The 15,498-nt window shown below is 66.6% G+C and carries 12 protein-coding genes; 5 read left to right on the plus strand and 7 right to left on the minus strand.

Features of this window, described 5'->3' with window-relative positions; all coding sequences use genetic code 11:
- The first annotated feature begins 23 nt into the window (after window positions 1–23).
- Window positions 24–482, plus strand: coding sequence for a heme-degrading domain-containing protein (locus ACVKN3_RS09250; protein ID WP_285402481.1), 459 nt, complete (start codon window positions 24–26; stop codon window positions 480–482).
- 305 nt (window positions 483–787) lie between these two features.
- Window positions 788–2,803: a CocE/NonD family hydrolase gene (locus tag ACVKN3_RS09255; RefSeq protein WP_354514095.1), complete on the plus strand. Its 2,016-nt coding sequence runs from the start codon at window positions 788–790 to the stop codon at window positions 2,801–2,803.
- A gap of 57 nt (window positions 2,804–2,860) precedes the next feature.
- On the opposite strand, the gene ACVKN3_RS09260 is transcribed toward ACVKN3_RS09255, so the two are convergent.
- The 3 genes from ACVKN3_RS09260 to ACVKN3_RS09270 are packed head-to-tail and all read right to left on the minus strand — an operon-like array spanning window position 2,861 to window position 5,208.
- Entirely contained in the window at window positions 2,861–3,190 is a 330-nt protein-coding gene (locus tag ACVKN3_RS09260) for a hypothetical protein (RefSeq protein WP_354514092.1), read from the minus strand.
- Between the two features lie 16 nt (window positions 3,191–3,206).
- On the minus strand, window positions 3,207–3,977 hold the full coding sequence (locus ACVKN3_RS09265) for a LytR/AlgR family response regulator transcription factor (protein ID WP_354514090.1): 771 nt from the start codon (window positions 3,975–3,977) through the stop codon (window positions 3,207–3,209).
- Window positions 3,970–5,208 carry a sensor histidine kinase gene (locus ACVKN3_RS09270; protein ID WP_285402486.1) on the minus strand — a complete coding sequence of 413 codons (1,239 nt, stop codon included), beginning with the start codon at window positions 5,206–5,208 and terminating at the stop codon, window positions 3,970–3,972. Before ACVKN3_RS09270 ends, ACVKN3_RS09265 begins: the two co-directional genes overlap by 8 nt.
- A gap of 213 nt (window positions 5,209–5,421) precedes the next feature.
- On the opposite strand from ACVKN3_RS09270, the gene ACVKN3_RS09275 reads away from it, so the two are divergent.
- On the plus strand, window positions 5,422–5,763 hold the full coding sequence (locus tag ACVKN3_RS09275) for a hypothetical protein (RefSeq protein ID WP_036142332.1): 342 nt from the start codon (window positions 5,422–5,424) through the stop codon (window positions 5,761–5,763).
- On the opposite strand, the gene ACVKN3_RS09280 is transcribed toward ACVKN3_RS09275, so the two are convergent.
- From ACVKN3_RS09280 to ACVKN3_RS09290, 3 genes are all read right to left on the minus strand, one after another.
- Entirely contained in the window at window positions 5,760–6,713 is a 954-nt protein-coding gene (locus ACVKN3_RS09280; protein ID WP_354514088.1) for an LD-carboxypeptidase, read from the minus strand. The two genes, ACVKN3_RS09275 and ACVKN3_RS09280, sit on opposite strands and share 4 nt — an antisense overlap.
- A gap of 96 nt (window positions 6,714–6,809) precedes the next feature.
- Window positions 6,810–7,790: a helix-turn-helix domain-containing protein gene (locus tag ACVKN3_RS09285; RefSeq protein ID WP_036142334.1), complete on the minus strand. Its 981-nt coding sequence runs from the start codon at window positions 7,788–7,790 to the stop codon at window positions 6,810–6,812.
- 198 nt (window positions 7,791–7,988) lie between these two features.
- Window positions 7,989–9,365, minus strand: coding sequence for an Hsp70 family protein (locus ACVKN3_RS09290; protein ID WP_354514085.1), 1,377 nt, complete (start codon window positions 9,363–9,365; stop codon window positions 7,989–7,991).
- A 116-nt stretch (window positions 9,366–9,481) separates the two neighbouring features.
- Here ACVKN3_RS09290 and ACVKN3_RS09295 point away from each other — a divergent pair, with 116 nt between their 5' ends.
- Window positions 9,482–11,212, plus strand: a complete 1,731-nt coding sequence (locus ACVKN3_RS09295) for a M28 family metallopeptidase (protein WP_354514083.1) — start codon at window positions 9,482–9,484, stop codon at window positions 11,210–11,212.
- Window positions 11,213–11,368: 156 nt separating this feature from the next.
- On the opposite strand, the gene ACVKN3_RS09300 is transcribed toward ACVKN3_RS09295, so the two are convergent.
- Window positions 11,369–12,832: a porin gene (locus ACVKN3_RS09300; protein ID WP_354514081.1), complete on the minus strand. Its 1,464-nt coding sequence runs from the start codon at window positions 12,830–12,832 to the stop codon at window positions 11,369–11,371.
- A gap of 287 nt (window positions 12,833–13,119) precedes the next feature.
- On the opposite strand from ACVKN3_RS09300, the gene ACVKN3_RS09305 reads away from it, so the two are divergent.
- Complete coding sequence (locus ACVKN3_RS09305) at window positions 13,120–15,387, plus strand: TonB-dependent receptor (protein ID WP_285402494.1); 2,268 nt, start codon at window positions 13,120–13,122, stop codon at window positions 15,385–15,387.
- Window positions 15,388–15,498 lie beyond the last annotated feature (111 nt).

Consider the following 15,498-nt stretch of genomic DNA (forward strand, 5'->3'; position numbering starts at 1 on the left):
CGCTGATGCATGAGGTGGGATACGTGACCGAGCCGACACTCCAGGAACTGGCCGCCGAAGAGGCGCGCCTGCAGTTCGATACGCTCACCCTCGCGCAGGCCTGGGACATCGGCTGCGCGCTGCGCGAAGCGGCCCTGCACCGCTCCGGCAAGGTGGCCATCGAGATCGCGCTGCGCGATCGCACGCTGTTCCACGCCGCCCTGCCCGGCACCGACGTCGCCAACGGGCAATGGGTACGCCGCAAGCGCAACACCGTGCTCGCCCTAGGCACCAGCACGCTGGCCGTCGGCATGAAACTGGCGAAGGCCAACCAGTCCCTGGAAGCACGCTACGGCCTTTCCGCCGCCGACCACGCCCACGACGGCGGCGGTTTCCCGCTGCGCCTGCGCGGCCTGGGTGTCATCGGCGCGATCACCGCCTCCGGCCTGCCCTCGCTGGAAGACCATCGTTTGGTCACCGAGGTGCTGGCGCGCTTTATCTAACCCTCGCGGTTTCCAACGCTCGACGTATCTATCCCTCGGGGTATCCACCGTCGCCGTATCCCTCGTACAAAACCTTTCCTTCGTTTTGCGCTCGGAAACGCCGGCATGGGGGTGGGGACGGCCTCTTTCGCCATCGCGCCATTGAGGGTTCGCGCACGTGCGTGCGCTCCTACGTGGGCGTGTTGCTTGGGGGTAGGAGCGCACGCACGTGCGCGAACGTGTTGCGTGCGGTTATCGGCGGCATTGTCGCGGGGGGCGCGTTTTGTCAGACTCGATGAACCGTCCCTGAAAAAAGATGTTGCCTGATGCTGACCACGCGCCCTGCCCTTCGTCCCCTCATGACCGGCTCGTCGGTCGTGCTGGCGGCTTGCTGCCTTGCCCTCGTGGCCGGTCCCGTCGCCGCGCAGCAGGTACTGACGCCGGAACAGAAGGCGACGATCGCCAAGCGCGAGGATATCGAGCGGCAGCTCGAGGCCGTGGCCGTGGTGGATCGCAAGGTGATGGTGAAGATGCGCGACGGCAAGCGCATGGCCGCCGACGTCTACCGACCGAAGAACGCAGCGGGTAAGGTGCCGACGATCTTCGTGCGCACCCCGTACAACTTCAATTTCTGGGACGTGAAGCTCGGCGCGCCCAGCGACATGAGCCGGGAGCTGACGGCGGTGAAGCACGGTTACGCGTACGTCGACATGAACGAGCGCGGCCACTACTTCTCCGAAGGCAACTACGAGATCCTCGGCGCACCCGTGAGCGACGGTGTCGACGCCGTGCGCTGGATGACCTCGCAGCCGTGGTCCAACGGCAAGGTGGGCACCACGGGATGTTCGTCCACGGCGGAATGGCAGATGGCCGTCGTCGCGCAAAACGAGCCGGGCCTGGCCGCCTTCAACGTGCAGGGCTTCGGTGCCGGCGTCGGCCGGGTCGGCCCGTTCTACGAGCAAGGCAACTGGTTCCGCGGCGGCGCGGTGCAGATGCTGTTCCAGGCATGGATCTACGGCGAACAGAACCAGGTACGGCCGATGTTTCCCGCCAACACCTCGCAGGCGGACCTGATCCGCGCGTCCAAGGCGTTCGACCTGGACCCGCAGATGCCGCCGGTGGACTGGGACAAGGCGTTCTGGCACCTGCCCGAAAAAGACATCCTCAAGGCGGTCGATGGCCCCAAGGGTATCTTCGCCGATGCCATGGACGTGCCGACCGGCGGCAACATGATCGCGCGTACGCCCAACAGCCCGGCCTGGAACAAGGGCGGCCTGTGGCACGAGAACATGAAGATCGACCGGCCGGGCTTGTGGTTCATGAGCTGGTTCGACGTGTCCGTGTCGCCCAACCTGGCCGCGTACAACCGCGTGCGTGCCACGGCGTCGAAGGAGGTCGCCGACCAGCAGTACGCGATCATCGCGCCGGCGCTGCACTGCGGGTTCACCCGCGCCAGCGAGCACACGATGATCGGCGACCTCGACGTGGGCGATGCGCGCTTCGACTACGAGTCGCTGGTGTTCGGCTGGTTCGACAAGTTCCTCAAGGGCGTGGACAGCCCCGTCGTCGATAAGCAGCCCAAGGTGATGTACTACGTCATGGGCGAGAACAAGTGGCACGACTCGGCCACGTGGCCACCGGCCAACGCGACCCCGCGCGACCTCTTCCTCACCAGCGGCGGCAAGGCCAACACGCTTTACGGCGATGGCAAGCTAGTGGCCGCGGCCGGCGGCACGGACCAGCCGGACCGCTTCGTCTACGACCCGATGAACCCCGTGACCACGCTCGGCGGTGGCGGTTGCTGCCAGGGCACGGCCGTGAAGTTCGGCTCGTTCGACCAGAACCCGCAGCTGGCCCGCAACGACATCCTGGTGTACGACTCCGAGCCGTTCAAGGAGGCGACGGAAGTCAGCGGCCCGATCACCGTCACGCTGTATGTCTCCTCCGATGCGAAGGACACCGACTTCACCTTCAAGGTGATGGACGTGGGCACCGACGGCAAGGCCTTCAACCTCACCGAGAACATCCAGCGCATGCGTTATCGCGAGGGCTATGACAAGCCGCCGGTATGGATGAAGGATGGCGAGGTGTACAAGGTGACCTTCCAGCCGATCGACACCAGCAACCTGTTCTACCCGGGCCACAAGCTGCGCGTGGCGATCTCCAGCAGCAACTTCCCGCGATTCGACCGCAACCTCAACACGGGCGGCAACAACTACGACGAGGCCAGCGGGGTCATCGCGCACAACGCCGTGCACCACGATGCCGCGCACCCGTCGAAGATCACCTTCACCGTGGTGCCGCGTAGCACGCCGGTCACCGCGCCGGGTAGCTCGCCCTGATACCCACGTCCGGCCGCGGGGGCCGGTTCATCAGACTCCCGCGGCGGGGAAAGACGATCAGGCGGGTTTGCAGGCGGGCGTCACCTCGCCCGGTTGTGGCGTGACGCACACGGAAAATCCGCCCGGCAAACGATCCACCAGCCGTTCCTCGCGCACGGCGAGGGCAAACGTACGCACCGCGTTCGCACCGTCGAAGACGGTGTAGTGACATTGCCCGGAGTCGCTGGCCGCGCAGGCGAAACGCGCCCGCCCCATGCGCACGTCCGTGCGGCTGTCGAGCGTCACGTGGCCGTTGTCGCTGGCGGTCATCACCAGGCTGCGGTTCTGCGCGTCCGTGCAGCCGGCCAGGTTCATGAAGCAATAGACGATGGCGAGTAACAGTCGCATGGCGATACTCCTTGGGTCACATGGCCCGGAAGATGGCCATGAACGGCTGACTGACACTGAGGGTTTCCGGTCGCCCGCGCAGGCGAAGGCAGCCCTTGCCGCTGTCGTCGCGTTCCACGGAAGCCACCTGGCGCAGGTTGACGATGGTGGACCGGTGGATCTGCCGGAACGTGCGCGAATCCAGCTGGCGCAGCAGGTCGCGGATGGGACGCGACACCAGCGCGTCGCCCTCGGCCGTGGCCAGCAGCGTGTACTTGTTGTCGGCGCGGAAATAGATCACGTCGTCCACCAGGATCAGGCGCGTGGCCTTGCCCGCGCCGGCGGTGATCCAGGTCAACGGTTCGGCCGCGGGCTCCTCGAAGCGCGCGATCAGGTCGCGGGCCACGTCGCCGGTGCGGCGGGCGTGTCTTTCCGCATCGTCCGCCAGCCGGCTGCGCAGCCGGGCCACGGTCTGTGCCAGTCGCTGGCCGACCACCGGCTTGAGCAGGTAGTCCACGGCGCCGCGTTCGAACGCATCCACGGCGTACTGGTCGTAGGCCGTGACGAACACCACCAGCGTCGCGGGGCTGGCATCGGCGGCTGCCGCGGCCACCTCCATGCCGGTCAGGCCGGGCATGCGGATATCGAGGAAGGCCACGTCCGGGCGATGCGTGGCGATGGCCTCCAGGGCCTCGCCGCCGTCCTCGCACACCGCCACCACCTCCAGTTCCGGCCAGGCCGCGGCCAGTTCGCGCTGCAACGCGGTGGCAAGCAGTTTCTCGTCCTCGGCGACGATGCACTTAGGCATGATCGAACGCTCCTTTCACCGGCAGCGTGAGGGTCGCTGCCACACCGTTGGGAAAATTGTTGCCGATGGCGAAGCTGGCGGCGGCGCCATAGGTCAGCCGCAGGCGTTCGCGCAGGTTGCGCAGGCCGATGCCCGTGCCGGCCCCTTCGCTGCGGAAGCCCAGGCCGTCGTCGGCCACCGTAAGCACCAGCGACGCGCCGTCGACGCCGGCACGAATCCAGATGCCACCACCACCGGGCTTCGGTTCGAGGCCATGCTTGATCGCGTTCTCGACCAGGGTCTGCAACATCATCGACGGCATCGGCGTATCCCGCAGGTCGTCTGCCACATCCACATGCACGAGGAGGCGCTCGCCCATGCGCAGCTTCATGATCTCCAGCCACGCGGTGGACCGTTCCAGCTCCTGGCCTACCGTGGACAGCGAGCCGTCGGTGCGTGGCAGCGAGCGGCGCAGGTAATCGATGAGGTGACCGAGCATGCGATCGGCACGGGCCGGATCGGTGCGTACCAGCTCCTGTGCACTGGCCAGCGTGTTGTAGAGGAAATGCGGTTCCACCTGCGCCTGCAGCAGCCCGAGTTGCGCCGCGGTCAGCTCCTTCTCCATGGTCGTCTGGCGCACGTCGGCCCGCTCGCGGTTGCGTCGTTCCGCCAGCCGCTGGGTGGTGGAACGCACCAGGGTTTCCGCATATTCCAGCGACGCGCCGCCGTCGGGATTGAACCAGTCCGTCCAGGCACCCGCATCCGGCTCGCACACGAACATGACACTGCACGATCCATCGACCGGTGTCACGGTGGCGGTGATTCGCGTATTCAGGTCGAACGGAAGCCGCGGAAGCCGGCGGCCACGGAAGCGCGGCCGCTCGTGATCGGGCTCGCGAATGATCGCCCGTACCCTCAGCCCGGCACGTGTGGCCGACACATCGTGGACATGCAGCAGATCGCGCACCACGCTTTCGACGATCTCGTAAGCTTCATCGGCTGCGTAAGGCACCTCGACACGGCGTCGCTGGCGATTGGACAGCGTCTCGGTATCCAGCCGTCCGGCGATGGTACGCACACGGTAAAGATGCGTGACGCCGCGCCCCAGGGCGATCAACAAGCCGACGAACCACGCGAGGGAGAACAGCAGCGGCAGGTCGTCGTGCCAGCCCACGTTGCTCCACACCACCTCCAGCACGCAAAGCGCAGCGATCCACGCCATCACGATGCGACCGAGAAACCGGATGCTCATGCGCTTTCCCATCGTGCGTACCCCGTCCTGAAAGTGGGGCGAGCATACGACGCGCACGCCACGTGCCGAAGACGAATCCGACGAAACGGCCGCTGGGCCGACGAAATGCCCCTCCTGCGCCGCAGCATGACCTGCGCGTGGGAATGGGCCATGCTCGGGAAACGGCCTGGCGATGGGGATCGCCGGCCACGACAAAGACAAAGGGGTTACTGCATGGCCTTGTTGCTCGTCGTTTTCGCTGTCGCCGTTCTCGCGATCTTCCTCGGCATCAACATGCTGCCGAAACACCATCCCGCCAACTGGCTGCTCGGCATCGTCGGCGGCGCCTGCCTGGTGCTTGCCTGGTATGCCATCTTCCGCCCGATGCTGATCGCCTCCGGCGGCGGCGATCCGTCACTGGTCGCGGTGGGCCTCACGGCTGCCGGCATCGTGTCCTGCGTGCTGGGACTGGTCTGCCTGGGCGTGTGCGTGTGGCGCGACCCCACGCGGTTCTGGATGCTGTCCGTCGTCTTCATCGGCGTGATCGGCGCCACCCAGGTCACCGCGTTGTCCTAGGCCTCGCCTTCCCGCGCATCTTCGCCCGCGTAGCGGTAATCGCGGGCGGAGAGCGTGGCTTCACCATCGACGACACGCAGTTCGGCGCTCGCGCCGAAGGGCAAGGTGACCTTGTCCGGCCCATGGCCGAACCGGAGCCCGCGCACCAGCGGTGCCTCGGACACGGCGGCGAAGCGATCCAGCGCGTGTTCCATGTCGTAGCCGTTATCGTATTCGCTTACCCGGTGGCCGCCGAGGCTGCCGATCAGGATGGCCGACTGTCGATCGATGACGCCGGCCAGCTTCAGCTCGTAGAGCATCCTCTCGATGCGATAGGCCTGCTCGCCGCTTTCCTCGATGTAGAGGATGCCGCCGTCGATATCGGGCAGGTAGCCGGTGCCGGTGAGGCTGCACAGCGACGACAGGTTGCCGCCCCAGAGCACGCCGCTGGCCCGCAGGTCGGTCTGGCTGTCCGGGCAGCTCCAGGTGAAATCCGCCCGCGGCGCCAGCACGGTCTGCCAGAACTCGCGCCAGGTGCTTTCGCGCAGGTAGGGCGCACCGAAATCATGCAGCAGCATCGGCCCGTGGAACGAGCCAATCCCGCTGCGCGCCAGCAAGGCGCATTGCACGACGGTGAAATCGCCGTGGCCTACCAGCGCGCAGGACGCGTCGGCAAAGCGCGCGGCCAGTCCGGCGTAGTCGAGCCGGTCCAGCAGCGCGATCGCCCCATAGCCACCGCAGGTGGCCATGACGATGTCCGGCAGGGGGCGGCCGGGCTCGGCGAGGCGGTTGATTTCATCGGCGCGTGCGGTGTCGCTGCCGGCGAAGCGCAGGCAGACCCGGTCGAGCACGTCGGTGCCCAGAATGGTGTGGCCGGCGGCCTGGAGACGTTCGATCCCACGCTGGCCGGCAGCGCGGTCTTCCGCATATCCCGAGGGAGCGATGAGCCGTATATCGAGTCGTTTCGGCATGGGAGGCAAGGTAAGGACGCCCTTACCAATACCGCTACGCCGTCAGGAAGGCAACCCGAAATGGGCAGGAAGCCTTCCTGGAAGCCGGTGGCGCCCCTACCAGCCGTCGTATTCCTCGGCCGCAGTGAGCTCTTCCGCCGGTGCGCTGCGGGTGAGCGTCTCACGCGGTTGCTCGCCGAAGACGCTGCGGTATTTCTCCGCAAACCGCGAGAGGTCCCACATGCCGCAGCTGAGCGCCACCGACTTGACCGACCGACGCCCGGCTTCGGCCGTGACCAGGCTGCGATGCGCGGTGCACAGGCGCAGCATGGCCAGGTAACGGTTGGGCGGGATGCCCAGCAGGTCGTCGAAGGCGTAGCGCAGGCCACGCTCGCTGGCGCCGGCGGCCTGGCACAACTCCTGGGAGTAGATGTCCCGGCGCAGGTTGGCCCGCATGAAGCGTTCCGCGCGGCGCATCACCTGGTAGTGCGCACGGCGACCGCGCGAGGCCACCGGACGGTCTTCCGAAGACGAGCCCAGGGCCACGCGGATGTGCTCGTCGAGCAGGTCTTCCACGGGGCCGAACGCGGTATCGACCGGCTCGCGCACGCGTTCCGCGATCTGCCGGTAGGCCCGCTTCAGATGATCCGAGGTAACTGAGAAAAGCCTCAAGCGCTGGGCGGCCATGTCCACGTCGGCATGGTCGGACGCCAGGAACCGCGAGCGGAAGCGGGCATACGGCGCCACCACCAGAGTGAACCGGGTACCGCGCTCGAACATGAAATCGGTGGGTGTGCCGCGCAGCAGCGTCACCGCCATTTCCGATTCCACGCTGATGCCCTGGCACCAGCTGCGTTCGCCGGCCTCGTGCAGGTACACCAGCATGCAGGCGTCTTCGGGCACGGTCAGTGCCCCGCGCACGTCGAAATCGATGTGCGCCGTGACATAGGTGACCCCGTCATGGGTCTTCGTGGACAGCGCGGCGCGAGGGCGCGCCGGGCTCAACGTCAACAGGTCGACATCGCACACGCCCAGCGCGGCGCCGAGCGTGACAAGGTCGTAATCTTCAAGCCCCTGTGCATCCGTGAGACGACTCATGTCGGCTCTCCCGGGTGATTTTTCTTAGTCATCTGTTCAACCCCCACGTTCCAGGGGCAGGCACTTTGCCCACCCGCCGAATCCCCCTCGACCCGTGCTCACCCATACCGGGGATGACGATGTCAGGACATATAACTACTCATGTAAGGCAAAAAATGCCAGTGAAGTGTGAATTTGCCGAATCGGCATAACGACCGCTCAAGCTTTTGATGAAATTGGCAAAAGCGCCGCTTGAGCCAGGCCCGCGACCACGCCGAGCGACGGATCGCCATGCACGACGGGCACCCCCGGAAAGCTGGCGCCGACCCGTGCGCGTACCTGGGGCGAGCGCGACGTACCGCCGGTCAGGAAGACGCTCGCGGGTGCCTCGTCCAGACCCGCGCCGGCATCGCGAAGCAACCGCGCCATGCGGTCGAGGAAATCTTCCGACGCGGCGTCGAAATCCGCTGAAACGGCATGGATCTGTAGACCTGCCTCGATAAAATCCAGTGAAGCGGTGGTCGCGTCCTGCATCGACAGACCGATCTTGACCCGCTCCGCGGACTGGTTCAGCCGCGTGGTCGAACCGGTGCCCTGCAGCGCCTGGAGGCGCGACCGGAACGGTTCGTCCACGAACCGGTAGTCCTGCTTGCGGAATTCGCGCTGCTTGGGCAGGTTGTGGACGCTGGCGGCTTCCACGAAATGGTGCACGGGCACGCCCGTGATGTCCTTGCCGAACAGGGGCATGAAGCTGTGCAGGCTCACGCCCACGTCCAGGTCCGTGCCGCCCCGGGGCAGGCCCCAGCTGCGATGCATGATCGGTGTCCGCCCTGCCCCAAGCTCCGCGTAGGCCACGTCCGTGGTGCCGCCGCCGATATCGACGATGATCGCGCGCTGCCGCTCGCCGAGGGAGAGGTGGTAGTGCATGGCCGCCGCGGCCGGCTCCTCCAGGAAATCCACCGCGTCGAAACCGGCGATGCCGGCCGCCTCGCGCAGGATCGACAGGGCCTGGTCGCCGCCGGCCGGGCCCATCGAGCTGCGAAACTCCACCGGCCGGCCAATCACCGCCTCGCGCACGGGCGTGCCGAACTGACGGGTCGCCACCAGCCGCACATGCTCGAGGATATGCGCGGCAATGCTGACGATGGTCTTGCGCACGCGTGGGTCCAGCTTGTAGCCGAACATCGACTTGGGCGACTCGATCAGGTTGCCCGAACCCTCTTCCAGATAGGCCTCCACCGCTTCCTCGCCGAACAAGGCGTCCTGGAAGCTGGCGACCGACGCGGACGCCTCGCGCGTGCGCTCCTCCATCCACTGCCGGCGCACCACGCGGATCGCATCGCGGCGCAGGTCGCGGTCCGAGCGCGGCGTGCGGCCGGCCTGGCGCTCGTCAGCACGGGTAGCCCGCACGAAGGCGTCCACCTGCACTTCGAGCAGGGGCGTCAGCACGAAGTCGTCGACGTTCGGCACCACCTCGGGAAAGAACACCGCCGTGCGGAACTGCTGGGCGTCGCCGAAGCGAACCAGCTCGAGCTGGCCGTCGACCACCGCGGCGGCGGCCGAATAACTGGTACCGAAATCGATGCCGATGCGCATGAGGAGGTTTCCGTGACGGCAAACGTTCCATTATGACCACGTAGGCGCCGGGACGACAGGCCCGGGGATGCGGCTACACTCGGGGGCCACCCTCCGCTACCCGGGGATACCCGACGATGCGTCGACTCGCGCTTGCCTGCCTGACCGCCCTCACCCTGGCCGCCTGCCACTCCCACGACGAGGACAAGGCCGCCGCGACGCCTCCGGCGGCGCCAGCTCGCGCCACCACGTCGCCGCCGCCCCCGCTGCCGGCGGTGGCCAACGAACACCATGAGTTCAGCCCCGAGATCACGGCGGGCGATTTCGCCTCCCACTTGCGCACGCTGTCATCAGACGAGTACGACGGGCGCAAGCCGGGCACGCTGGGCGAGCGGCTGACCACCAACTACATCGTCAGCCAGTTCAAGCGGATGGGCCTGGAACCGGGCAACAAGGGTGACTGGCTGCAGACCGTGCCGGCCGTGTCCACCACGCTGAACCATCAGGACACCCTGACCCTCGACATCGCCGAGGGTGGTGGCAAGGAAGCCTTCGCCTTCGGCAAGGACATGGTCGCCGGCACCCTGCAAGCCAAATCCGACGTGGACCTCAAAGACTCCGACATCGTCTTCGTCGGCTACGGCGTGGACGCTCCCGAGGCCCAGTGGAACGACTTCGACGGCGTGGACGTCAAGGGCAAGACGGTCATCATCCTGGTCAACGATCCGGGCTGGAACGCCAACGATCCGAAACTGTTCAAGGGGCGCGAGATGACCTACTACGGCCGCTGGACGTACAAGTTCGAGGAGGCCGCCCGCCAGGGCGCCGCCGCGGCGTTCATCGTCCACCAGACCGAGCCGGCCGCCTACGGCTGGAACGTGGTGCAGAGCAGCTGGACCATGCCGCGCCTTGACCTGCCCGAGGACGAGTCGCCCGCCCCGCGCCTGCCGGTGGCGGGCTGGCTGACCCACGAGGCGGCGCAGCGCCTGTTTGCCAAGGCCGGAAAGAACTTCGACGACCTGGCCCACCAGGCCGATGTACGCGGCTTCAAGGCGGTACCGCTGGAGGCAAAGGCGTCGATCCACCTGGACAGCACCATCGCGCACTCGCTGAGCAACAACGTGATCGGCATGGTGAAGGGCACCGACACCCCCGGCGAGGCGATCGTCTACACCGCGCACTGGGACCACCTGGGCCACGACCCCGCGCTGCCCGGGCACGCCATCTACAACGGCGCGATCGACAACGGCACGGGGGTGGCCGCCCTGCTGGAGATCGCGGGCAAGTTCGCCCAGGACAAGCCGAAGCGCAGCGTGGTGTTCGCCGCGGTGACCATGGAGGAATCCGGCCTGCTCGGCTCGCAGTATTACGTCGCGCACCCGCCCTTCCCGCTGGCGAAGACGGTGGCCGACATCAACATGGATGCGCTGCCGATCACCGGGCCCACGAAGGACATGGAAGTGACGGGCCTGGGCCAGGGCACGCTGGAAGACCTGTTCGCCGACGTGCTGAAAGCCGACGGCCGCGTGATCAGCGGCGACGACACGCCGGAGAAGGGTCACTACTTCCGCTCCGACCACTTCAACTTCGCCAAGGCCGGCGTGCCGGCACTGGCCGCCGGCGGCGGCATCGACATGGTCCAGGGCGGCAAGGCCGCCGGTAAGGCTGCCGCAGAGGACTACAACGCCCACCGCTACCACCAGCCCACCGACGTCTACGACATGCGCTGGAACTTCGATGGCGTGATCCAGAACGTCAAGGCGTTCTACGCGCTGGGTGAGAAGCTGGCGGACAGCGACCTGTGGCCGGAATGGAAGGACGGGAGCGAATTCAAGGCGGCGCGGGAGCGTTCGCAGGCGAAGAAATGAGGAATTGCCCGCGTTAGAAATCGCCCACATCGTGGGCTCCTACAACCGCATGCCACGTCGCATCGTTTGTAGGAGCCAACGATGTGGGCGATCCCCCCCCCAGGTCCGGCGATCATGCAGGAGCCCACGATGTGGGCGATTCCACGCTCCTACCGCCTAATAATTCACCTGCAACTGCACCCGCAACAACTGCCCGTCGATGCGCGGATACGGAGCGGCCGTGACATCGGTGCGGCGCATGTTGGCCCAGGCCACGGCCAGCTCCACGGCGCTGGACGGCTGCCACTCGACGCCGGCCTCGGTCTCGTCCACCGACATCCTCGGCGCGTTGGTGTCGAACTTGGCGGCGCCACGGTAGGTCTGCCACTTCACGTAGGGCATCAGCGAGCCATACGCGTCGCCGTCGAACTTGTACATCACCTGCGCATAACCGCCACGCAGCGACTTCGTGCGCACGGTGCGCCGCGCGACATCCAGTTCCGGTCCCTTGCCCACCGTCCATTCCGCCTGGAAGCCGAACGGCTGCGGGTAGTACACGACGTGCGCGGCGACACGACGATCGGTGGACCCCGCCACCGGTGCATCCACCGACGGCGTGAACGTGCGACCGTCGATCGTCGCCGCGGCGGTGCTCACCTTGTAGCGGCCGGTGTAGGCATCCGCACCCACTTCGAGGAACTGGCCGTTGGCGAACTTGAACGGGTAGGACACGTGGATGACCGAATGCAGCTGGTCGTTGCGATCCGGGCGATTGGCGCCCTGGCCGTTGTACACGCCGACGCCGAACACGCCGTAGTCGCCCGACCCCTTGAGGCCGGATTTCACGAGGTAGGCGTAGCGTTCCTTGATCTCTTTCGGTGTCCAGTAGAAGAACACGCCCAGGTCTCGCTCGTCGCGGACGCCGGAGTTGAGCGCATCGGCGCGATCCAGGGCGAGGCGGTTCTGGCTTGATTGCAGGTCTTCCCAGCCGTAGGGGATCTTCGACTGGCCCGCGCGGATGCGGAAGGTCTTGTCCTTGTCGAGCCACAGATCCGCGTAGGCATCGCGCAGCTGGGCGAAGTTGCCGGTGCTCGAACCCGACGGCGTGCTGGCAAGGTCGGGCTGGATGTAGATCGACATCCGGTCGGTGACATCGCCGCTGATGACCACGCGGGCGCGACGGATGCCGAAACCCTGCTCACGCCCGATGTAACGGTCGCCGGGTGACTTCAGGTCCTTCGCGTCGTCGCCGAGCTCCTGGTTGTAGCGCATCTGCACGTAGCCACGGATGCCGATGCGGTCGTACCAGGCCTTCGCGGACGAAGGCGCTTTCGCGTGGCCCGTGGCCGATGCCGCTCCGGTCGGGCCGCCTGCCGACGCCACTTGCGTCGATGTCGACGTCGACGGCACGCCGGCGCCCGAAGCCGCGACGGCGCCGGCCGTCGTCCCGCCCGGGGCCGTGGACGTACCCTCCTGCACCTGGGCGAACTTGCCCAGTCGCGTCCGCCCGGGACCCGGTTCGGCAAAAATCTGCCGCGTTGCGGTGTCGACGTACAACTCGATGGCGGCCTCGGGCACACCTTCGGCAGCCGCGGTACCGCACAGGGTCCAGAAAGCCGCTGCCAGGGGAAGTCTCTTCATGCCACCGCTCCGAAAGTCTTGAGAAAATGCTCAAACGTCGCCGATAAAGACGCTTTATGCTGCCAACGTCGTTTTCACGCTCGACGGGCGGCAAGGTATCGGTGGCAGGTTTCACTTCCGTGACACGACGCGATTTCTTGCGAATGGATGGATTTCTGCACTGCAACACTTTCGTCATGCGGACGTAACAAGGGATAATTCGCGGCGACGCGCCCTCGCCAGGGGATCGGCTCGACGGATTCGGCGAGGCACTTCCATCCCAGGTACACCCAGGCGGAACCCAAACCATGTCCTTCGCAAGCACGCGCACGCCGCGACGTCTCGTCATTGCCCTGTCCATCGCCGCCTCCCTCGGCGCCGTTCCGGCCTTCGCCCAGGACACGGCACCGACGGCACCGCCGGCAGGTTCGCCGGGCAAGACCGCCACGCTGCAGACGATCAGCGTCACCGCCGAAAAGCGCACGGAAGACCTGCAGAAGGTGCCGATCTCGATGACGGTTGTGACCGCCGAGAAGCTGGAGGCCTTCGGCCAGGCCGGCGACGGCGTGCTGCAACTCGCCTCGCGTGCGCCCAGCGTGTATGCCGAGACGTCCTACGGCCGCGAGTTCCCGCGCTTCTACATCCGCGGCCTGGGCAACAGCGATTTCGACCTCAACGCCTCGCAGCCCGTGTCGATGGTCTACGACGACATCGTGCAGGAAAACCCCATCCTGAAAGGCTTCCCGCTGTTCGACCTGGAGCAGGTGGAAGTGCTGCGCGGTCCGCAGGGCACGCTGTTCGGCCGCAACTCGCCGGCCGGCGTGATCAAGTTCGAATCGCGCAAGCCGACGCAGGAAACCGAGGGCTATGCGCGCGTCTCATACGGCTCCTACGGCACCGCCAACGCCGAGGCCGCGCTGGGCGGCAAGCTGAGCTCCAGCTGGTCCGGCCGCGTGTCCGCCGTGGCCCAGCACCGCGACGGCTGGATCGACAACGACTACACCGGCAAGAAGGACGACCTGGGCGGCTACAACGACCGCGCCATCCGCCTGCAGGCCCTGTACAAGGCCACGGAGGACTTCGACGCCCTCATCAACGTGCACGGCCGCTGGCTGGACGGCAGCGCGATGGTCAACCGCGCCAACGCCATCACCCTGGGCAGCAATCAGTTCGTGCCGGGCTTCGATCGCGATTCGGTGTCGCAGGATGGCGACAACAAGCAGCACCTGTTCACCTGGGGCAGCAACCTGCACCTGAACTGGCACTTCGGCGACCTCAACTTCGCCTCGATCACGGGCCTTGAGCGCGCCACGACCTACAGCCTGGGCGATGTCGACGGCGGTTACGACGCGTCCGGCACGCCGGCACGCGCCAGCGCCACCAACCGCGTCACGCCGTTCCCCTCCGAGACCGCCGACGCACTGCCGAAGGATCGCCAGATCACCCAGGAATTCCGCCTGTCCAACGACACGTCGGACCGGCTGAAGTGGCAGGTGGGCACCTATTACTTCGACGAAGACATCGCGATCAGCAATTTCTCCTACGACACGCTGAACAATCACGTGCTCAACGGTTGGGTGGACCAGAGCCAGCGCACGAAGGCATGGGCGGTGTTCGGCTCGGCCGATTACAACGTGACCGACAGCTTCGACGTGCGTGCCGGCGCGCGCTGGTCGCACGACAAGCGCGAGTTCAGTGCCGAGCGTTTCCTGGGCTTCACCGGCCCGGTCGGTCCGCTCACCTCCGACCCCACCGACTCGCGCTGGAGCGGCGACCTGACCGGCACCTGGCAGCTGACCAAGAACGCCAACGTCTATGCACGCGTGGCCAACGGTTTCCGCGCGCCCAGCGTGCAGGGTCGGATCAACTTCGCCAACAGCATCTCCACCGCGAAGCCGGAGACGATCACCTCGTACGAAGTGGGCTTCAAGTCGACCACGGACGACCAGAAGCTGCGTTTCAACGCGGACATCTACAAGTACAACATGCACAACCAGCAGCTGACCGCCGTGGGGGGTGCCACCAACGTCACGCAGCTGATCAACGCGAAGAAGACCGAAGGCTACGGCGCCGAGTTCGACCTGGAGGCCTACCTCACCCCGCAGTTCTACATGACCGCCGGCGGCAGCTATAACCACACCGAGCTGAAGGACCGCAACCTGGCCATCGCCCCGTGCGGCGGCGGCTGCACCGTGCTCGATCCGCTGAACCTCGCCGGCAACGCGCTTATCGACGGCAACACGCTGCCCAACGCGCCGAAGTGGATCGGCACCTGGACCGCGCGTTACGGCATCCCCTATGGCGAAAGCGGCGAGTTCTTCGTCTACACCGACTGGAACTACCGCAGCGAGGTGAACTTCTTCCTGTACGACTCGGCGGAGTTCAAGAGCAAGCCCTTCCTCGAAGGCGGCATCCGCGTCGGCTACAACTGGGACTTCGGCAAGCGCGAGGTCGCGCTCTACGGCCGCAACATCACCAACAAGAAGGTGATCACCGGCGGCATCGACTTCAACAACCGCACCGCCTTCGTCAACGATCCGCGCGTCGTCGGCATCGAGTTCCGCGCCGAACTCTAAGCCACCCCCGCGCCCCCGCAGGGCGCCCCGCACACCGATCGCCCTCGCGGCCGGCCCCTCCCAGGGCCGGCCGCTTCCACATCCAGCCGCCTCGTCCCGCCTTCTCGCCTT

The organism is Luteibacter sp. PvP120 (assembly GCF_054055715.1).